This window comes from Paenibacillus sanguinis 2301083 = DSM 16941, from assembly GCF_000374825.1.
Lineage (GTDB): Bacteria > Bacillota > Bacilli > Paenibacillales > Paenibacillaceae > Fontibacillus > Fontibacillus sanguinis.
In genome coordinates, this window is sequence record NZ_KB895376.1 from 414,927 (window position 1) to 434,821 (window position 19,895).

Annotated in this window: 16 protein-coding genes; 12 read left to right on the forward strand and 4 right to left on the reverse strand. The window is 46.4% G+C overall.

Translation table 11 applies throughout. From position 1 onward, the window contains the following. Window positions 1-26 precede the first annotated feature (26 nt). Window positions 27-1,739 carry a sensor histidine kinase gene (locus C557_RS0101955; RefSeq protein WP_018750135.1) on the reverse strand — a complete coding sequence of 571 codons (1,713 nt, stop codon included), beginning with the start codon at window positions 1,737-1,739 and terminating at the stop codon, window positions 27-29. 161 nt (window positions 1,740-1,900) lie between these two features. Here C557_RS0101955 and C557_RS0101960 point away from each other — a divergent pair, with 161 nt between their 5' ends. Next, on the forward strand, window positions 1,901-2,911 hold the full coding sequence (locus tag C557_RS0101960; RefSeq protein ID WP_018750136.1) for an LLM class flavin-dependent oxidoreductase: 1,011 nt from the start codon (window positions 1,901-1,903) through the stop codon (window positions 2,909-2,911). Between the two features lie 36 nt (window positions 2,912-2,947). Here the strand turns inward: C557_RS0101960 and C557_RS0101965 are convergent, their stop codons facing one another. Further along, window positions 2,948-4,471, reverse strand: a complete 1,524-nt coding sequence (locus C557_RS0101965) for a response regulator (RefSeq protein WP_018750137.1) — start codon at window positions 4,469-4,471, stop codon at window positions 2,948-2,950. 14 nt (window positions 4,472-4,485) lie between these two features. Continuing rightward, the gene (locus C557_RS0101970) at window positions 4,486-6,246 is read right to left on the reverse strand and encodes a cache domain-containing sensor histidine kinase (RefSeq protein WP_018750138.1); all 1,761 of its coding nucleotides are present in this window, start codon (window positions 6,244-6,246) and stop codon (window positions 4,486-4,488) included. A gap of 225 nt (window positions 6,247-6,471) precedes the next feature. On the opposite strand from C557_RS0101970, the gene C557_RS0101975 reads away from it, so the two are divergent. From C557_RS0101975 to C557_RS0101985, 3 genes are all read left to right on the forward strand, one after another. After that, window positions 6,472-7,794: an ABC transporter substrate-binding protein gene (locus C557_RS0101975; RefSeq protein ID WP_018750139.1), complete on the forward strand. Its 1,323-nt coding sequence runs from the start codon at window positions 6,472-6,474 to the stop codon at window positions 7,792-7,794. A 75-nt stretch (window positions 7,795-7,869) separates the two neighbouring features. Continuing rightward, complete coding sequence (locus tag C557_RS0101980) at window positions 7,870-8,748, forward strand: carbohydrate ABC transporter permease (RefSeq protein ID WP_018750140.1); 879 nt, start codon at window positions 7,870-7,872, stop codon at window positions 8,746-8,748. Beyond that, window positions 8,748-9,578, forward strand: coding sequence for a carbohydrate ABC transporter permease (locus C557_RS0101985; protein ID WP_018750141.1), 831 nt, complete (start codon window positions 8,748-8,750; stop codon window positions 9,576-9,578). Before C557_RS0101980 ends, C557_RS0101985 begins: the two co-directional genes overlap by 1 nt. Before the next feature lie 77 nt (window positions 9,579-9,655). Here the strand turns inward: C557_RS0101985 and C557_RS0101990 are convergent, their stop codons facing one another. After that, a complete protein-coding gene (locus tag C557_RS0101990) occupies window positions 9,656-10,513 on the reverse strand; it encodes an AraC family transcriptional regulator (protein WP_018750142.1) in 858 nt (285 codons plus the stop codon). A 205-nt stretch (window positions 10,514-10,718) separates the two neighbouring features. Between C557_RS0101990 and C557_RS0101995 the strand changes: the two genes are divergently transcribed. From C557_RS0101995 to C557_RS0102030, 8 genes are all read left to right on the forward strand, one after another. Next, complete coding sequence (locus tag C557_RS0101995) at window positions 10,719-12,644, forward strand: beta-glucoside-specific PTS transporter subunit IIABC (protein ID WP_018750143.1); 1,926 nt, start codon at window positions 10,719-10,721, stop codon at window positions 12,642-12,644. Window positions 12,645-12,666: 22 nt separating this feature from the next. After that, window positions 12,667-14,367, forward strand: a complete 1,701-nt coding sequence (locus C557_RS0102000; protein WP_018750144.1) for a glycoside hydrolase family 3 protein — start codon at window positions 12,667-12,669, stop codon at window positions 14,365-14,367. Between the two features lie 13 nt (window positions 14,368-14,380). Continuing rightward, a complete protein-coding gene (gene pgmB, locus C557_RS0102005) occupies window positions 14,381-15,013 on the forward strand; it encodes a beta-phosphoglucomutase (protein ID WP_018750145.1) in 633 nt (210 codons plus the stop codon). Between the two features lie 22 nt (window positions 15,014-15,035). Next, the gene (ascB, locus tag C557_RS0102010; protein WP_018750146.1) at window positions 15,036-16,460 is read left to right on the forward strand and encodes a 6-phospho-beta-glucosidase; all 1,425 of its coding nucleotides are present in this window, start codon (window positions 15,036-15,038) and stop codon (window positions 16,458-16,460) included. Between the two features lie 147 nt (window positions 16,461-16,607). Continuing rightward, on the forward strand, window positions 16,608-17,282 hold the full coding sequence (locus C557_RS0102015) for a succinylglutamate desuccinylase/aspartoacylase family protein (protein ID WP_018750147.1): 675 nt from the start codon (window positions 16,608-16,610) through the stop codon (window positions 17,280-17,282). Window positions 17,283-17,316: 34 nt separating this feature from the next. Then, window positions 17,317-17,943 carry a polysaccharide deacetylase family protein gene (locus C557_RS0102020; protein ID WP_018750148.1) on the forward strand — a complete coding sequence of 209 codons (627 nt, stop codon included), beginning with the start codon at window positions 17,317-17,319 and terminating at the stop codon, window positions 17,941-17,943. Window positions 17,944-18,017: 74 nt separating this feature from the next. Further along, window positions 18,018-19,118: an AAA family ATPase gene (locus C557_RS0102025; protein WP_018750149.1), complete on the forward strand. Its 1,101-nt coding sequence runs from the start codon at window positions 18,018-18,020 to the stop codon at window positions 19,116-19,118. Then, on the forward strand, window positions 19,081-19,857 hold the full coding sequence (locus tag C557_RS0102030) for a hypothetical protein (protein WP_018750150.1): 777 nt from the start codon (window positions 19,081-19,083) through the stop codon (window positions 19,855-19,857). Before C557_RS0102025 ends, C557_RS0102030 begins: the two co-directional genes overlap by 38 nt. The last annotated feature ends 38 nt before the right edge of the window (window positions 19,858-19,895 follow it).

Genomic DNA, 19,895 nt, shown 5'->3' on the forward strand with positions numbered 1-19,895 from the left:
ATTTACGGTTTCTGCTGGAAATCAGGTTATGGATCGGGTGCCGATGCAGGAGTGAATGGAATTTTTATTTGCACCGTCGTCCCCCCACCAAATATGCTGGCAATTCGGATTCCGTAAGGTTCGCCGTATCTTAGTCGAATTCGTTCGTGGACATTCTTCACCCCATAGCCACCTGAGTGGGTGGGGCCCTCGATCAAACGTGCTGCCACCTCCGGCTTCATACCGATTCCGTTGTCGATAACTTTAAGCTCTATCTGGTGTCCGCGCCGTTTTCCCACGATTAAAATGGTAATGGTCTCCCCAAACCAGGCATGCTTGAATGTATTTTCCACAAAGGGCTGAAGAATCAGCTTCATGACCGGAATCGGCAAAATTTCAGGCTCCACATCAATATGTACCGCAAAGGCCCCCGCATACTTGACTCTTTGAATGTCGAGATAGGTTTCTACCTGCATTAACTCATTTTGCAGCGTGGTAACCACCTTTCCCTGATTCAAGGTCAGCCGGTAGAAGCGCGACAAGCCCTGTACCATCTCAGTCACCTTGGAGGTCTCGCCCAAGTTAGCCAAGCTACTAATCGTAGACAATGTATTATATAGAAAATGCGGATTGATTTGCGCTTGCAGCGCCTTAAGCTCTGCTTGCTTTTTCTCAATGCCCTGCACATACACACTGTTGATCAACTTCTGAATATCGTCGGCCATAACATTAAACGCGTCGGCAATATGCACAAATTCATCATTGCCAGAGAACCGAATTCGCTTCTGGAAGTTCCCATCCTGAAATGAACGGACCAGCCGGACAATCCGGTTCATCTTCCGGCCGGACAAGCGGGCTACAACCAGCCCGATCACGGTCATACCGATAAAGCTGATGCCGCACACGGTCAAGACTACCTGCTGCATTCGGCCTGCGTCCTTCTTCAGATAAGCCTCTGGCACCAGCGCTTCGATGATGAAATCGGAACCCGGAATCGGCTCATACAAACTCAGGTAGCCATTAACGCCGGCACCCGCCGCCGCGCTTCCCCGTTGATAAAGCAGCTTACGATCTGCTGCCTTATGTAAGAGGCGTACCGTAATTCCTTCCTCTACCGGGAAGGTAGAGAAATCGCCAAACAGATCATCCAGCGAAGCGGTGATCCGAAGGTAACCAATCAGGGTTATGTTGCCGTTATACGAGATTAAACGCCGCATATGCGAGATATTGCCAAGCTGCCCATCGGTGTCGACCTGAACCCAAGTGTTGTCCTGCCCGGATTCTTTCAATTCCCTATACCATGCCGCGCTTTCCATCTCCTTAAAAGGAAAGATATAATAATCGCTCTCGGAGATCGGCTCCTCCAAATGATCGCCTGCCACCATGTTCAAGTCGTCATTGAGAGTATATAGCATCAGACGGATATCATTGCCGAACAATTTGAGTGGTGCGGTGACCTGTGGCACGATGACATCCATCATGACCAGATAAATATCATACGGCTCTCCCCGAGTCTGTAAGGCACGTTGAAACGCCAAGTCACCGAACAGGGTGTCGGACATTCGCTGAATTTCATCCATCTGATAGCGAATATTATTTCTTGCCTGCTCCATCCCTGTGCGAATATTCGTCTCAGCCATTTCCGTACGGGACTCCACCAGCATGGAATATGAAACATAGCCGAGAATAACATCTGTCAACAACACCAGCAACAGGTAGGGAATGAGCATTTTATAGGTGAACGGGATATATTTCTTCATATAACCATCCTCCCCGGGGAGTAAGCTGAGTGACAAGCAAAATCCAGCAGTTTCGTTCTTGTTCAAATTTGGATTATAATAAATTGAATGAGCCTTATATGACTCAGTGCCTTTTATTTTCAGCTTTCATAAATTGCGAATTCAAAAAGGAGATTAGATATATGACTAAGTCGCATCTCTTAGACATCCCCGTATCCATTCTCGACCTGGCGCCGATTACCATCGGCAGCACAGCCACCGAGTCTCTGCGCAACACGCTGGACCTGGCCCGCCACGCTGAAAATTGGGGGTATCATCGTTACTGGCTGGCCGAGCACCACAGCATGCCTGGCATTGCCAGCTCGGCGACCGCCGTTGTCATCGGTCATGTAGCCGGAGGCACCCGCACAATTCGTGTTGGCTCCGGCGGCATCATGCTGCCCAACCATTCGCCGCTGATTATTGCTGAGCAGTTCGGTACACTGGAATCCCTTTATCCCGGGCGGATTGACCTTGGCCTGGGACGGGCACCCGGTTCCGACCCGCTTACTTCACAGGCGCTTCGCCGCGGCCCAGGCAGCGATGGTCAGGACTTTCCGGAGCGGCTTGGGGAGCTGCGCAGCTATTTCCAGCCCACATCAGACTCCACAATGCGGGTAAGAGCCATTCCCGGCGAAGGGCTTAACCTTCCGATCTGGCTGCTCGGCTCCAGTGGCTTTAGTGCCCAGCTCTCGGCACAGCTAGGACTGCCGTTCTCCTTTGCCAGCCACTTCGCGCCAGATTATCTGATGCCCGCACTGGATTTGTACCGCTCGAACTTTCAGCCTTCCGCTGGTTTGACTGAGCCTTACGCCATGATCGGTATCAATGCCATTGTGGCGGATACAGATGAGGAAGCTCAATATCTGGCAACTTCCCAACACCAGCAATTCCTGAATCTGATTCGGCGGCGCACCGCCCAGCTTAGTCCGCCTACGGATCGCCTGGACTGGACACCGCAGGAGCAAGCTCTGGTCGAGCGCCAACTAGGCTATGCAGCCATCGGCTCTCCTGAGACGGTTGCTGCCCGGCTGGAGCAGATGATTGAGCGCACCAAAGCGAACGAGATCATTGTATCCGCCCAAGTCTATGATCATCAGGCCCGATTACGCTCCTATGAGCTGCTGGCCGAGCTATTTGGCGAGAAGCGATGAAGAGAGGGCTTGCTTCTTATGTCCTTGCCCCGGCTGTTACTCCTGAGGCAAGCCAAGCAAGACCTTCTCCTTGTATTCCGTGGGGCTATACCCCGTATATTCCTTAAATACCTTAGAGAAATAATGCTGATCGCTAAAGGATAACACGTCCGACACTTCGCGAAATTTCATCTCCGGCTTGCTGGCCATGAGCCTGCAAGCCTCTTGGATTTTCAACTCGGTATAGTATTGAACAAAGGTTCTCTCCGTATATTTCTTCATAATGCGGCTGATATAAGATGGACTGACGTGGAATTTCAACGCTACATCCGTGATGGACAAATAGGAATAGAGATTCATCTTCACGTACTCCTCGATCTGTCGGAACAATTCCTCCGCGCTTTTCCGGTTTTGTGATTGCACAACATCAAAGCTTTGTTTTGCCCACTCCTGGAATTCCCGACAAAATGCATCATAGCTCTCCTGCCCGAGCAGCTGGGCTGCCGAGGTCTCCAGCTCGATGCGAAACTGATGATCCTGCTCTGCACCGGCCTGCGCGAAAGCATCCACCAACAGCCCGATAAAGCGCTCCAGCTCAATCAGTCTGATGTTCTCCCCCTGCCACTTGCCCAGCGACTCATTCAGCTTGAGCAGGAATTGTTCCTTGCGCTTGCCGCGAACCAATTCAATGAACATGGAGGCCTCAGCCCGGTCCAGTCCGTGAGAGTCGGGCTGAATGATCGGAAGCGATACCTCGGTGTCAACCACGATTGGCTGGTGAATACGCTGCGCTTCATCCAGGATTCCGGATATCCGGTGATAGTCCTTGGGCAAGTCCACAGGGTCGGACGATTGCAGCTGTCCTCCAACCGCCGCCTCAAGCCCAAGCGCTTCCATGCTGCGGCGAACCGTCTCTAGGCAACTAAAGACTGAAGAATAGGTCCCCAAGGCCGATTTGTGCATCAGGACCAAGAATTCCTTGGACGTCCGGGTAGGGAATACCCAGCAAGGATAGGGAGACAGAGCTTCATTCAGCTCCTGCTGAATGAAATCCCGCGTCCAATACTGGCTCTCTCCCGTGAAGGGTTGCCTCCGAAGCAGCAGAATGATGTTCCCATAATGCTGAAACTGGTCGCCAAGCCGCAAATGAGTGTAATATTTCGGATCGATGATCTCCTTCAACATCTCCGCTCCACCCGAGGTTCTCTGGTCCAGACGTTCCATGGCCCGATTCATGACTTCCGACAATTGCTTGAGTTCAACCGGCTTAAGTAAATAATCAAATACCTGCAGGTTAAGGGCTTTACGTGTATATTCAAAATCGTTGTAGCCGCTGATTAACACAAATAACAGCTCGGACTGAATCGGCTTGGCCCGCTCAATCAAGGTCAGACCATCCATCTTCGGCATGCGGATATCGGTCAATACCAGATCGACGGACTGCTGCTGGAGCAGCTCCAGGGCCTCTTCTCCATTCCCTGCCGTTCGTACTATCTCGATAGGAAGCCCCAGCGAATTCAGCAGGGTCTTGATATTTCGTAAAATCGGCTTGCTGTCCTCCACAATCATGACATTGTACATGGTACTCCCCTCTCTCAATAGAAGTCCTGCGTCAGCGACCCGATGATCTGCACCGTGGCCCCCGTTTCTCCTTCCCCGTGATTGAAGATATTGAAAAATAGCCGGTTCTGATACATCAGCTTCAACCGATGGACACTGTTGACGATACCCATATTGCCAAGCTTCGTATCTCTATTGCGATGGTCCCGTTCCTCCGCTCCATCCTCTCGGCATGTTTCCATGATCTCCTGAATCTTGCCTGGCGGGAAGCCCGCCCCGTTATCCTTAATCTCTACAGCCCATAATCCGTTGAATTGCTTCACTGTGATGCTGATTCGCCAAGGCGGGTCACTATGTTCAAATGCATGCTCAATGCAGTTCTCAACAAAAGGCTGGAGCACCAACCGTGGCAGTTGAATGCTATGAGCAAGCTCGTCCGCCTCAATCTCCCAGACCAGGTCTTCCTCATATTTCTGCTGCACCAGAGCCAGATAATGCCGCGTATGCTCCAGTTCATCGGCGAGCGTGACATGCGCATAGGGAGAGGACACAATATAGCGCAGGCTGTCTGATAAATGCTTGCACATATCCGATACCACCTGTGTCTTCCCTTCCTGAGCAGCGATGCTGATCAGATAAAGCACATTGTGGATAAAATGCGGTGCAATCTGCGCCTGGAGAGCTGAATTCCGCGCCTTGACCTCTTCATGCAGCGCTATTTTCTCCCGCTCGATCGACTCCTGAAGGCGCTCCATCAGATCCTCGAAGGCTTCATTCAGCAAGATTAGCTCATTGTTCTGAGCCCGGTTCTCCATCTTAATATTCATATTGCTATAGCTGATACGCCAAATCTGGCTGCGCAGCTTGCGGATCGGCAGCAGCAGATTCCGTGTAGTCAGATAGATGTATACAAACGAAATCAGCAACAAAGAGCTAATCAGCAGCATGGAGATATATTGCACCGAATTAACGGACCCGAGCACATCCTGCTTTGGCGTGACCAGATAGGTTGTCCATCCCGTGCTCTCGGACCGGACATAAGCGACATAGTTATCAAAGCTATCGGTATACATTCCCTCCGAAGCGTCGCCCATACTTAATTCGGCAGGCTCCTTCTCTTGATCGCGACCCGCGATGGGATGGGCTTCAGCATCCAGTACATAGATTTTCCCTGACCCGCCACCTCCGGTAATTCTCTGTAAATCCATTTGGTTCATCACGATGGACAGATAGCCAAATACTTTGCCATTCTGGTTGCTGATCGGCCTGATGAACGACAGGGCTCCTTCATATCGAACCAGCACAAACCCTTTGTCATTCCCGCCTTCCTCCAATTGCCTGGCGGTCAGGAAAGGCTGCAATGATGACGAGGGCGTAGGCTCTCCCAGATAGGAAACGATCTGCTGGCCCTGCTGGTCATAGATAATCATATCCTTGATGTTCATCCGGGGTCCGATAGCCTGGAACATCAGGTCCTTGAGCTTGCGGCTTTGATTCAAACGCTCGATGTTCAAATCAGATTGATAGCCCCGATCCAAAATGGAAAAAATATCTCTACTTGACAAGATGCGCTGAGACAGTTGGTTCTGACTATCAATAAAATCGTCTAGCTGCTGGCTTACTTTCGCCGCTGCTGCAATCTTGTCTTCCACTGTCTGCTCCTTGAGCGGCTTGATTACCATCAGGTTGACGTAGACGATAAAGCAGCCAAGTATAAATAACAGCAAGGCAACAAAGGTCAAGAATACTTTCGTTTGCAAGCTGAACTGCGCTTTGCCCAAGATATAAGGTTTCATTGCAGGGTGAAGAGCCTCCTTGCCGCGCCTGAATACAACCTTCGATTCTAATGCAGGCTTAATGCTCTAACTGTACCACTTCCGTTTACTGGATGACAACGGTTTCAAGTTCAGAATTTTACACATAAGTAGTCACCCACAGACATGTACCTTACGAGCCACGCACTCTATAATCTAGTTGTAAACGGATTCAAAAAAACACATAAAAAGACGGGGGGATTTACCTTGAAGCACAAAATCAAGAAAACGGCTACATTGGTTATTACGGGTCTGTTAGCCGTTTCGCTAGCCGCCTGCGGAGGCAACTCCAAATCCGGCAACAGCGCAAGCGATGGACAAGACGGAGGCGCCGCCAAAGGAAACAAGGTTACCCTTGAGCTGGCTATCTCCAAGAGCTCTCAGGACTCCGCATTCATACAACAAGACATCCTTGACGAGTTTGAACAAAAATCCAACATCAAGGTTAACCTGCAATTGATTCCAGCGGAGCAAACGACCACCGTACTGCAAACCAAGCTGGCGGTTGAAGAGACACCGGACCTGATTCAGTACAACCTGGCTAGTGCGACTACCGATCTTAACCTGGAACGGAATTTTGAAATTCTTGATGACGAGGAATGGGTCAGCCGGATTCAAAACAAAGACGTATTGTCGGCCTACGGACATGTGTACAGCTTCCATGTCAGCCAGGATACCGGGATGCAAGGGGTCGTGTACAACAAGCAAATTTTTGAAGACCTGGGCTTGTCCATTCCGAACAGCTATGAAGAATTCCTGGAGGTTTGTGAGAAAATCAAAGCCAGTGGGGTTACTCCTATTTTCATGCCTTTCAAGGATGCCTGGGCAGCAAATATCTGGCCTGCAGCAGCATTCGCTGACTTTATCACAAAAGCCCAACCTACTTACTTCGACGAACTGAACAGCAACAAGCGGAAATGGTCCGATATTCCCGAGTTTCAAACCTTCTTGCAGCAGCAATACGATTTATACAAGAAGGGCTATACCAATGCAGACGTGTTAAGCGACAGCTACGATATGGCTGTGGGTAAATTCCTGAACAAAGAAGTTGCCATGATGTTCATGGGTGACTGGCTGATTGAAGGGGTTGCTGAACAAGATCCATCCATGAAGCTTGGCGTGTTCCCAATTCCAGCTATCGAAAATGCAAGACTTGGCGCAAGTCCACTAGGCGGTCAATTGTTCATTCCGAAGAAAGCCAAGCATCTGGAAGAAGCCAAGCAGTTCCTGAATTTCCTGGCTGAGAAAGAAGTCGCTCAGAAAATCGTGGACTCGAAGGGTTATGTATCGAATCTGAGCGATGTCAATACACCGGAGTTGCCAGAGTATAAGCAAGAAATCGTAGACAACTACATTACACCTCAGAAGACAGTGCTGACGACAGATGCCTTCATGCTGGTTGACCGCAGTGAATTGTACCGCTTGCTGCAAGACCAGTTTGCCGGCGGCTTGACACCGGAAGAAGTATTGAAGAACTGGGATGAGAAGTTTGCGCAATTGATGAAAGATAAAGAAATCGCCGGTTTCTAAATCGGAAGGAAACATAGCAGGCAGCATAAGGTGATCAAGCCTTATGCTGCACCAAGCTATAATGGAGTGTGAGACATGAAGACAAAATCAATCAAAAGCTTGTATTCCTATTACCTCGTACTGCCGGCGTTGTTGATCTACTCGATCTTCTTCGTGGTTCCTGCATTCGCGGGCTTTTATTATTCCTTCACCGACTGGCGGCTGGATCGGCTGGACATTAATTTTGTCGGTTGGGAGAACTTCACGAAGATTTTTAATGACAAGACGCTCACCCTGGCACTGAAAAACACCTTGATCTTTGCCGTGGTGACTGTACTGGGCAAGAATCTGATCGGGATACTCTTGGCCGTCGGATTGAACATGCGTTTGAAAACGCGAAACCTGCTGCGTGCTATTTTCTATTCTCCTTCTATTTTAAGTATTCTGGTTATTGGAATCGTGTTCACGCCGATGCTGCGGACCGAAGGTACCATCAACCGCTTGTTGGAAGCCATTGGCCTACATGGACTTAGCCAGGCCTGGCTAACCAATCCCGCCATTGTTATCTGGACGATTGCGATCATTTCGATCTGGCAGAATGCAGGCTTCCAGATGGCTATCTATCTGGCCGGATTGCAATCCATCTCCCAGGATTATTACGAGGCTGCCACCATCGACGGGGCTAATTCCTGGAATAAATTTAAGAATATCACGTTGCCGCTCCTGTTGCCGGCTATCAATATCAACCTGATGCTTACCTTAATTGGCGGGCTCAAGGTCTTCTCGGAAGTATTTGTATTAACGGGCGGTGGACCCGGAAATGCCTCTCAGGTCGTGGGAACAATTATTCTGCGCTCCTTTGGTGAAGGCAGTTGGGGGCTTGGGACGGCAATCAATACCTTGCTGTTCGTAGCCGTGACCATCATCGCTATCCCGCTGCTGATCTTTATGCGGCGTAAGGAGGTCTCTGAATAATGGGATTCACTCGCAAGCTGGCGATACGCAACTATATTGTGGAGGCCTTGCTGCTGCTGGCTTCACTACTGATTATCTTTCCAATTCTGATTATGATTTTTGGCTCGTTCAAGACCAGCGCCGAGGTGCTCAGCTTCTCCCTGGCGCTTCCGGAGAAATGGATGTTCTCCAACTATGCCCAGGTGTTTGAAGAGGGCGGCATTCCCCGCGCATTTATGAACAGCGTAATCATTACCGGGATTTCCTCAATCATCAATATTATTGCCTCTTCGGCAGCGGCCTTTATTCTGGCCCGCCGGGATACGAAATTGGCCAACACGTTATACATGTATTTCTTCATGGGCCTGATTGCCCCGATGTCGACGATTACTACGATTCGCATTGTGCAATGGTTGGGCTTCTATGGAAGCATATCCAGCGTTATTTTAATCTACGCGTCCCTCAACACCGCATTCAGCGTGTTCCTGTATAGCGGCTTCATCAAGACGATCCCTAAATCGCTCGACGAGGTGGCTTTCCTGGAAGGAGCGAGTGTGTTAAGCGTATTCTTCCGCATCGTAACACCGCTGATTCTGCCGGTGAATGCTACGGTAGCTATTATGGTATTTATGTCGGTGTGGAATGACATCACCATTCCGCTCTACTTCCTGACGGATAGCTCCACCTGGACAATGCCGTTATCAATCTACAATTTCTATGGCAAATACAGCCGGGATTGGAACCTGATCTTCGCCAACCTGGTGCTCACCTCACTGCCTGTATTTATCCTGTATTTATTCGGGCAGAAATACATCGTCAGCGGCTTGACCGCGGGTGCGGTGAAGGGATAATCGCTTGTCAAGAAACGCGGGCCACGGAGAAAGCTCCATGGCCCGCGTTTTTACATTATTCAGTAAATATCCCTTGACTATGACTCATGTGTGCCGTTTGTACTTTTATGCAGTCGTCTATACTGAAGCGGCGTGGTTTTAAATATTTCTTTAAACTCGCGGATCATGGCTTTTGCATCGCTGAAACCTGTTTCGGTCGAAATATCCAGCATGGATAGATCCGTTTCCAGAATGAGCTTTCTGGCATAATAAACTCGAACACTTGTTAAATAATCTTTGTAACCAATCTTCATATATTTTTTGAAGCTTCTGGAGAAGTGGGCTTTGCTAAAACCAAATACATTCGCAATTTCTTCCAGGCTTAAATTTCTCATATAATTGTTATTAATATAGTCAATGATTTTTTTGTACCTATCCGCATATTTTTCAGAGAAAACCTCTATAACTTGATTTTTCTCAACTTTGAAATGACTCAGCAGCAGATACATCAATTCATACAGAAGGCTTCTTAGGTGTAGATTGTAAAATTCCTCCTGCTTGATGTAGATTTCCGACATACTCGACATAATCGTCTGCAATCGCGGGTAAATGATGTTTTCTTTTTGCAACACAAAGCGAATATCATCGATTTCTTCATAAATTTCCTTCAAGAAATTATAGGAAATTAGAATACTGCAGCCGCGATTGGACTCACCGTATTCATAAGCATGTGGCATACTGCTATGGATAATTTCTATATCACCTGAATGCAATTGCTTAGTTTCACCGTTTATCCATAATTTAATATCTCCTCCCAAAGCATAGACGATTTCTATACTTCTGTGCCAATGCTTCGCAATTATGGATTGGCCCATCATCAATACTTGTTCATGAGGAACGATCTTTAAAGGGTAATTTTTGACCATCCGATTGATTTCGTAAAATCCTTTCTCCATTTTAGATCCTCCTGTTCCAGTTGCCAGACCTATCATTATTATTATAGTTATACGCTTTCCTGAACCTCCAGTCCACCTGGGGGTTTTTACACATATTACAAAAAATCAATTTTTGCCTAAAAATAAGCTGAGCATTGGAAAGAAAGTAAGGAATAAAAGCAATAATATTATACGTAAAGAAAGAAATATAAGGGAGGCAATATCTGTGGCAAGCAAATATGATGATTTAGCAAGCATCATCGTGCAGAATGTAGGCGGGGAAGGCAACATTAATTCTTTAACGCATTGTGTAACAAGACTGCGTTTTCAATTAAAAGATTCAAGTAAAGCGAATACCGAGGTATTAAAAAACACGGAAGGTGTTGTAACCGCTCTCGAAAGCAGCGGGCAATATCAAGTGGTTATCGGGACTCATGTGCCGGATGTATATAAAGTAGTGATGCAAAGTCTGGGGGAAGCACCACGGACGAATGAAGCAAACGAAGAAGAATCAAATCAAAAAAAAGGGTTATTTGACAAATTCATTGATATGATCTCGGGAGTATTCACTCCGATCCTGAACGTTCTGATTGCGGGAGGGATTCTTAAAGGTGTGCTGGCCCTGCTGGTGGCCATCGGTGTGCTGACTGAAACTGACGGAACCTATATTATCCTTCAAGCAACCGGGGATGCGATTTTCTACTTCTTTCCCATTTTTCTTGGGCTAACCGCAGCTCGAAAATTCAAGGCTAATGAATTTATAGGGATTGCGATTGGGGCAATTATGCTGTACCCTACATTAATTGCTGCGGCTGACGGGGAAGCTATATCTACCTTGTTCTCCGGGACTTTATTTGAATCCAAGGTATATATGACCTTCTTAGGGATACCGGTTATACTGCTCAACTATTCCTCCACGGTCATTCCTGTCATCGTATCTGTGTTTCTGGCGTCCAAAATCGAAAAGTTCTTCAAGAGAATTTCTCCGGGAATTATCAAGATGTTCTTCGTACCTCTGGGTACATTGTTAGTTACAATTCCTTTAGCCTTGCTTGTCATCGGCCCCCTTTCAACATGGGCATCCAATGCAGTTGGTGCAACAACAGTAGCCCTTAACGAAATAAGCCCAATCTTATACGGGTTGTTTCTAGGCGGATTATGGCAGGTATTTGTCATGTTCGGTTTGCATTGGGGATTGATTCCAATTGTAATTAATAATACGTTGACAATTGGTTACGACACTATTTTTGCCGCGACTTTTACAGCTTCCTTTACACAGGCGGCGGTTGTGCTTGCGATCTACTTCAAGACAAAAGATAAGAAGCTGAAAGCGATTAGTTTGCCGTCCTTTTTCTCCGGTCTGGTTGGCGTTACTGAACCGGCGATTTATGGAATTACATTGCCGCGCAAAAAACCGTTTATTATTAGCTGCATAGCGACAGGAATTGCCGGTGCGGCCACAATGGTGCTGGGTATCAAGTTTTTTGCTATCGGCGGTCTGGGGGTCTTTGGTTTTCCCAGCTTTATTGATCCGGAGACAGGCTCCATGCAGGGAGTCATCCGGTTGGCGATAGTTACGGCTGGAGCCATGGTCATCGCCTTTATTTTAGGTTATCTCTTGTTCAAGGATGAGGAGACGCCCCAGAATAATACGATCGTAAAGGGAGAAGCTCCGTCAGTGAATGCTTCCAAGGACGATGAAGAAATAGTTAGCCCGCTGAAGGGTGAGGTTATCCCGTTAAGTCAGGTTAAGGACGAAGCCTTCTCGACAGAGGCGATGGGTAAAGGCGTAGCTATTATACCAACCGAAGGCAAATTATTCGCTCCTGCTGATGCGGATGTGATCAGTTTTTACCGGACAGGGCATGCAATAGGCTTGGCTTTCGACAACGGCGTTGAATTGCTGATTCATGTTGGACAAGACACCGTTAAACTGAAGGATGGCGTGTTCTTTCCAAAAGTGAACCAAGGAGATCGAGTGGCTAAGGGGCAGTTGTTGCTGGAATTTGATATTGGCAAAATTGAACAAGCCGGTTATTCAACGGTTACCCCTGTTATTGTCGCCAACACGGCTAACTTTGCGGATGTTACGGGAACAACCCAGACCGCCGTTGATTACAACGATATATTACTCACCGTTCACAAATCATAGATAGAAAGGGAGAACTCCATACATGATCAACTTCAAAGGCAATCCGTTTTTTCTTTCCGACGAGGACATCGCTTGGGTGAAAGACACGCTTGCAAATATGACGGTAGAGGAAAAAATGGGTCAGTTATTTTGTTTACACGGGGATTCCGATGATTTCAACGTTCTGGAACAGATTGTGGATACGTACAAGCCGGGGGCTATGATGTATCGGCCAGGAGATAGCGGAAAAATCTACGATATCCATCAGTTTTTACAAAAGAAAAGCCGGATTCCAATGCTGCTTGCAGCAAATCTTGAAGCAGGAGGCGACGGAATTGGCAATGATGGAACCTTCTATGGCAGACAGATTCAGATCGCTGCCAGTGACAACGTAGAGAATGCCTATCGTTTGGGTGTTGTCGCAGCAAGAGAAGGCAGTTCTGTGGGATGCAACTGGGCCTTTGCACCGGTAGTTGACATTGATATGAATTATGCAAACCCGATTACCAATGTACGGACCTATGGTTCAAATCCGCAAAGGGTGCTGGATATGGCCAGTGCTTATATGAAGGGGTGTCAGGAAAATGATGTGGCTGTATCCATCAAGCATTTTCCTGGTGATGGCGTAGATGATCGGGATCAGCATTTGGTAGCTTCGGTCAACTCACTCTCGGTAGAAGAATGGGATGCTACATTTGGTCTAGTCTATAAGGGGATGATCGAGCGCGGAGCAAAAACAGTGATGGCCGGTCATATTCTTCAGCCAGCGTATACCAGAATGTTCTCTCCGGATATCAAGGACGAGGAAATAAAGCCTGCTTCTTTGTCAAAAGAGCTGCTGCAGGGATTACTTCGCCATAAACTGGGATTTAACGGACTGATTGTAACCGATGCGACTGAAATGGTCGGCTTTGCAGCCGCCGGACGGAGAGCGGATTTACTTCCGGGAGCTATTGCTGCGGGTTGTGATATGATTCTCTTCACGCGGAATATGGAGGAAGATTATCAATTTATGAAGACTGGAATTGATAACGGTATAGTGTCACAGGATAGACTGGATGAGGCAGTATCGAGAATTCTGGCCACTAAAGCATCCTTGAAGCTCCATAGCAAAGCTAGAGAAAACAAGCTGATGCCTCCCAAGGAAGGCCTGAATATTCTTAAATGTGCGGAACATGTGCAATGGGCGGAAGAACTGTCGGATCAATCGATAACCCTTGTTAAGGATACGCAGCATATTCTTCCCATTGATAAGACAGCCTATAAAAAAGTGATCGTTTTTGTACTTGGCGACCTCGTAAGTGCCAGCGGAAAACCTCCGGTTAGCCGCTTATTTATCCAATCCCTGGAGGAAGAAGGATTTCAGGTCGATACGTTTGATGCTCAAATCCATAGTGACCTGTTCCGAAAAAAAATGATTGCCGAGATTAGAGAGCAATACGATCTGGTTCTGTATTTTGCCAATATTAAGACAGCAAGCAACCAGACGACGGTAAGAATTAATTGGTTGCCGCCTATGGGCCTGGATACTCCGTGGTTTGTCCATGAAATTCCTACAATCTTTGTTTCAGTGGCCAACCCGTATCATTTGCAGGACGTGCCGATGATCAAGACGTACATCAATGCCTATACGGCAAATGAGTTTAATCCGAAGAAGATTGTAGAAAAAATGGTAGGTAAAAGCGAATTTAAAGGCAAAAATCCCATCGATCCCTTCTGCTCGTATTGGGATACCAAATTATAAGGGGGGTTGCTTGATGAAGTATAAAGCGATCATTTTTGATTTGGATGGAGTGATTTGCTTCACGGATGCTTATCATTATTTAGCCTGGAAGAAAGTAGCGGATTCGCTTGGGATCAACTTTGATGAAACAGTGAACAACCGCCTGCGTGGAGTTAGTCGTATGGAAAGCTTGAACATCATTTTAGAGAACTATCCCGGTGAATTGCCGGAGACAGAGAAGCTGAGTCTGGCTGAAGAGAAAAACAATTATTACAAGTCGCTATTGAAAGAAATGTCTCCCGCTGATTTAAGCGATGAAGTGAAAGACACGTTGCTTCAACTGAGAGCACGGGGCATAAAGCTGGCGATCGGCTCTTCCAGTCAAAATGCGCGGTTCATATTGAAACGGATTGGTCTCGGTGACTTCTTTGATGCTGTGTCAGATGGCACCAATATTAGTAAGTCCAAGCCAGATCCTGAAGTGTTTATAAAAGCTGCTCAGTATCTTGATATTACCGGGGAGGATTGTTTGGTTGTGGAGGACGCCTTGGCAGGAATCCAGGCTGCGGTAAATGCCAATATGGATTCGGCTGCCCTTGGAGACGCTGCACAGTATGATCTTGCAACTTATCGATTGGACTCATTTAGAGATCTGTTAGAAATTTAGTAGCTGAAGAGGGGCGAAGAATATGAAGGCATTACCGGATGATTTCTTGTGGGGAGGGGCCATCGCGGCTAATCAGAGCGAAGGGGCATTCAGAGAGGGAGGCAAGGGACTTTCCCTTGTTGACCTGCTCCCTGTTAAAGGCGACCGGATGAAATGTATGCTGGATGGGGCTTATGCCCTGGCGCATGAAGGTAAATATGAGTATTATCCAAGTCATAAATCCATTGATTTCTATCATCATTACAAGACAGATATTCAGTTGCTGGCTGAAATGGGATATAAGGTATTTAGACTGTCCGTCTCCTGGCCACGCATTTTTCCGAACGGTGATGAACAGTTGCCCAACGAAGAGGGGCTTCGCTTTTATGATGCAATTTTTGACGAGTGTCTCAAATACGGCATCAAGCCACTGGTTACCTTGAATCACTTCGACACGCCGCTTGGGCTCGTCAAGAAATATGGCGGCTGGCGTCACAGAGAGGTGATTGATTGTTATTTGCGATATTGTGAAGTTTTATTTAAGCGGTACAAGGAGAAGGTTGAATACTGGATTACATTTAATGAAATCAATATGCTGCTGCATCTTCCGTTTATCGGGGCAGGTCTTGTTTTTGAAGCTGGAGAAAATAAAGAACAGGTTAAATATCAAGCTGCGCATTACCAACTGGTTGCCTCGGCAATGGCTACTAAATTAGCGCATGAGATCAATCCCGCTAACAAGGTGGGTTGCATGCTGGCCGCGGGAAATGTATATCCGTTTACTTGTGACCCTGAAGATGTATGGGCAGCCCTGGAGAAGGATAGAGAACAGTTTTTCTTCACGGATGTACAAGTAAGAGGAGCTTATCCTTCTTACGTGCAACGGTTTTTTCATGAACATAACATCAAGCTTGATATTGCAGACGGAGATTTGGAGGCGATGAAGCATACGGTTGATTATGTATCATTCTCCTACTACTCCAGCCGCTCGATTAGTGCTAAGCCTGATTCAGCCCCTTCGACGGAAGGCAATGTGTTTGGGTCTGCCCTTAATCCTTATCTGCCCACAAGCGAATGGGGCTGGCAGATTGATCCGCTCGGGCTGCGCATTACCATGAATACGTTATATGACCGTTATCAGAAGCCTTTGTTTATCGTTGAGAATGGCCTGGGCGCAACGGATCGGATCGAAGCAGATGGCAGCATCAACGACGACTATAGAATTGATTATCTGGAAAAACATATTAAAGCTATGCAGGAGGCTGTGGCTGATGGTGTAGAGTTAATCGGTTATACCTCGTGGGGATGTATCGACATCGTCAGTGCCTCTTCCGGTGAAATGAGCAAGCGGTATGGTTTTGTTTATGTTGACCTGGACAACGAAGGTAACGGCACACTGGAACGAAGAAGAAAGAAATCTTTCTATTGGTATCAGAACGTGATCAAGAATAACGGAGTAATAGAGTAGCTGTAATTCATTCATGAATCAGCACCGGGCCTTCCCTTACGATGAAATAGGGGAAGGCTCATTTTATATTTTCCAGGCTGATAACGTGATGCGGTCCACCAGGTTCGGCATAGAATATTTGAAATGAACAAGCAAGGGGGCCAAGGGATGCGAATTTCAAGATCCATGTTAGCTAAAGGTACTTCGTATCAGACGCCATATCATATTGTGCGTTCCTTGCGGAACGGGCCGGTTATGCTCATCTCGGCCGGCATACATGGTAATGAAATAGCAAGTATACGTGCGGCTCAGAACATTATCAGCAGACTTCAATCAGGCAAAATACAGCTTCGTCGCGGCACGCTTATTATTGCACCTATTATGAATCAATTGGCATATCGTAAGAGAATTAGAGGTATCCCCGATTTAAATCGAACGTTTCCCCGCTATGCCAGCGGCTTCGCCACGCATCCTGTGTCTGCCGCATGGATGAAGCTGGCGCGTCGATATCAACCCTCCTGGTATCTTGATCTGCATGAAGCCAATGGATTATCGCAGGTAAATGCCAAATATTTAGGCCAAACCCTAATCACGCATAAAGGAAGCCGTGCTGTAGGCATGGCAGGCACCATCATTGCCCAGACGAACAAGACGATCTCCAAGCAAGCCCATCATTTCAATCTGCGTGTGAAGCCGCTAGGCGGCTCGGCCCGGATGGCTTTGGCAGGGTTGGGGGCTCGGGCCGTTACGGTGGAAACCTGCTGGAGCTTGCCGCTGCGCAGTCGAATTCGATATCAAGAGTCGATTGTAATGCAGTTTCTGCATGGTGCGCGTATGCTATAATGGCTTCACTCATATTAAAAGGAGCTGCAGCCGTATGTCTTCAAGCTACGATGTTATTACCCGTGTACCCACTATTGAGAAGGCCATAGCCTTCACCTTCGATGATGGCCCTAATCCGCTATATACCCCGCAGGTGCTGGACATTTTCGCAAGCTGCCAAGGGAAGGCAACCTTCTTTATGATTGGTCAGCAAATCGAGCAAAGCACGGACACCGCTTTGGCGGTACATACCCAGGGACATGAAATCGGCAATCATACTTACTCCCACCCCAGCTTACCGAAGATTACCCCGGATGAATGCCGCGAGGAGCTTCGCCAGACAGAATCACTAATTGTGCAGCTTACCGGAAGCAAGCCTCGCGTATTTCGTCCTCCCTATGTAGCTTTTAACGAGCAAGTCGCAGCCATCAGCAGAGGGGAGTTCGGCTATCCAGCCATTGGAGCCGTGAACGGAGCAGCTACCGACTGGGAAATGCCCGGTGTGCAGCATATCGTTGACAAGACCCGCGAAGAGATACAGCCTGGAAGCATTCTCTTGTTCCACGACGGCTTTGACGACCGTTCTCAAACGATTGACGCGGTGCGCATCTTAACGGAAGAACTGACTGCCGAAGGCTATAAGCTTGTCACGGTCAGCGAATTGTTGCAGTTAGCCAGGTAATCGTAATTTTTTTGCGGCAGATCTCGTATCATACATGTAAAAAGGGTATACTGTTACTAAAGTGAGGTGTTATAATGTTAATTCGCTTTGAAGTTGAAGGCTTTAAGAATTTCTCGCAACGTGTTGCTCTTGATTTCACCGATGTGAGGGACTATAAATTTAACACAAGCTGCGTTAAAGATGGTATTTTAAACAAGCTCATCGTCTATGGAAAAAATGCAGTTGGTAAGACAAATCTCGGGCTTGCTATTTTTGATATAGCTTCACATCTCTCTGATAATAATGTAACGCCCGGTGTTTATAACTTTTATCTTAATGCCGACAGCGATACAAACTATGCAGAGTTTCGGTATGTGTTCAATTTTAACCAATCAAAGGTAGCTTATTGTTATCGCAAATCAGATTTTCGTGAGCTTATGTATGAGACAGTAAGTATTGACGATAAACTTGTATTTTCATATGATTTTCAGACAAAACAAGGAGATTTTTCTGGACTGCAAAATTATGCCCCCTCTCTAAACTTTGAATTTCATCAGAATAATCTTTCAGTATTGCGTTATATCGTTAGCAACTCCAAAACTGAAGATGTACCTGAGCTATCTTCCCTTGTAAAGTTTGTATCCCGAATGCTATGGTTCAGAAGCCTGGATGAGAATCGTTATATAGGCTATAAAACGGACAGTTCTGACTACATTAACTTTATCTTTGAAGGGAATTATGTAAAAGAATTTGAAGAATTTCTGAATAAATCTGGAGTTTCAGGATCGCTTATCTCTAAAGAAAATCCATCAGGTGATCGAGTACTTTACTTTAATCATAAAAAGCCTCTCCCATTCCTGAAAACTGCATCAAACGGTACAAAGGCTCTATATACGATCTTTTACTGGCTAAAAACAACACACGAATTATCTTTGCTGTTTATTGATGAATTTGATGCTTATTACCATGTAGAGCTGTCTGAAGCAATAGTACAGATGCTTCAACAGGCACAAAATTTTCAAACCATATTGACCTCGCATAATACGAATCTTTTATCCAACAAAATCATGCGACCTGACTGTTACTTTATTCTCACACCAGATATGCTCGTATCTTTTGCCAACGCTACCAAAAGAGAACTGCGTGAAGGGCACAACCTTGAAAAACTTTATATTAGCGGTGAATTTGATGAGTAGTTCACCCAAGAAAAAAATTTTGGTTCTTGTCGAGGGTGAAAGAACAGACTACAAACTGATGTCCAAACTCATAGGTCTTTACCCAGAACTAGATGCAAAATATCAGATTGTCTCTTACCATACTAATATTTACGTCCTATATCAGGAATTTTTCACAAGCGGCGAACATCAAGATAATTTTGATTTACTTCAAGTGCTCAAATCGAGGGAAAGTGATTTTCAGAAAAAGTATATCTTTGATGATAGATACACGGATATTTTACTTATTTTTGATTTGGATCCCCATGATCCCTTGTTTAGTGAAGAAAAAATTAAAAAGATGCAGAATTATTTTTGTGAATCATCGGATATGGGGAAGTTATACTTAAATTATCCTATGGTGGAGTCTTTCTATCATATGAATTCTATCCCTGACCCTGAATATAACGATCGGACCGTTTCTATGGATGAATTAAGAAGCAGAAGTTATAAAGCCAGAGTCAATCGGGAATCTATGGGACGAAACTATCAACGATTTGCCATAAATCGAGTAGACTGCGGTTCTGTTATTGTTCAAAATATTCAGAAAGCAAAAATGTTACTGGGAGAAAATACGCAAATATCTTCAACTTGGAGCGAAATAGACTCCGTCAGTTTGCTAAATAAACAACTGGAATATTTACGTATGGGATATCTTTATGTATTATGCACTTGTGCAATGTTTATTTACGATTATGATAGCAGGCTTTTAGACTACTAAGAAATCGCTAATTTGACTTAATGGTCTGAATTAGCGAT

Bases quoted from the DNA above. Each gene is read 5' to 3' on its own strand.
- C557_RS0101955 (WP_018750135.1), bottom strand. From the start codon at position 1,739: ATGAAGAAATATATCCCGTTCACCTATAAAATGCTCATTCCCTACCTG.
- C557_RS0101960 (WP_018750136.1), top strand. From the start codon at position 1,901: ATGACTAAGTCGCATCTCTTAGACATCCCCGTATCCATTCTCGACCTG.
- C557_RS0101965 (WP_018750137.1), bottom strand. From the start codon at position 4,471: ATGTACAATGTCATGATTGTGGAGGACAGCAAGCCGATTTTACGAAAT.
- C557_RS0101970 (WP_018750138.1), bottom strand. From the start codon at position 6,246: ATGAAACCTTATATCTTGGGCAAAGCGCAGTTCAGCTTGCAAACGAAA.
- C557_RS0101980 (WP_018750140.1), top strand. From the start codon at position 7,870: ATGAAGACAAAATCAATCAAAAGCTTGTATTCCTATTACCTCGTACTG.
- C557_RS0101985 (WP_018750141.1), top strand. From the start codon at position 8,748: ATGGGATTCACTCGCAAGCTGGCGATACGCAACTATATTGTGGAGGCC.
- C557_RS0101990 (WP_018750142.1), bottom strand. From the start codon at position 10,513: ATGGAGAAAGGATTTTACGAAATCAATCGGATGGTCAAAAATTACCCT.
- C557_RS0102000 (WP_018750144.1), top strand. From the start codon at position 12,667: ATGATCAACTTCAAAGGCAATCCGTTTTTTCTTTCCGACGAGGACATC.
- pgmB (WP_018750145.1), top strand. From the start codon at position 14,381: ATGAAGTATAAAGCGATCATTTTTGATTTGGATGGAGTGATTTGCTTC.
- ascB (WP_018750146.1), top strand. From the start codon at position 15,036: ATGAAGGCATTACCGGATGATTTCTTGTGGGGAGGGGCCATCGCGGCT.
- C557_RS0102015 (WP_018750147.1), top strand. From the start codon at position 16,608: ATGCGAATTTCAAGATCCATGTTAGCTAAAGGTACTTCGTATCAGACG.
- C557_RS0102020 (WP_018750148.1), top strand. From the start codon at position 17,317: ATGTCTTCAAGCTACGATGTTATTACCCGTGTACCCACTATTGAGAAG.
- C557_RS0102025 (WP_018750149.1), top strand. From the start codon at position 18,018: ATGTTAATTCGCTTTGAAGTTGAAGGCTTTAAGAATTTCTCGCAACGT.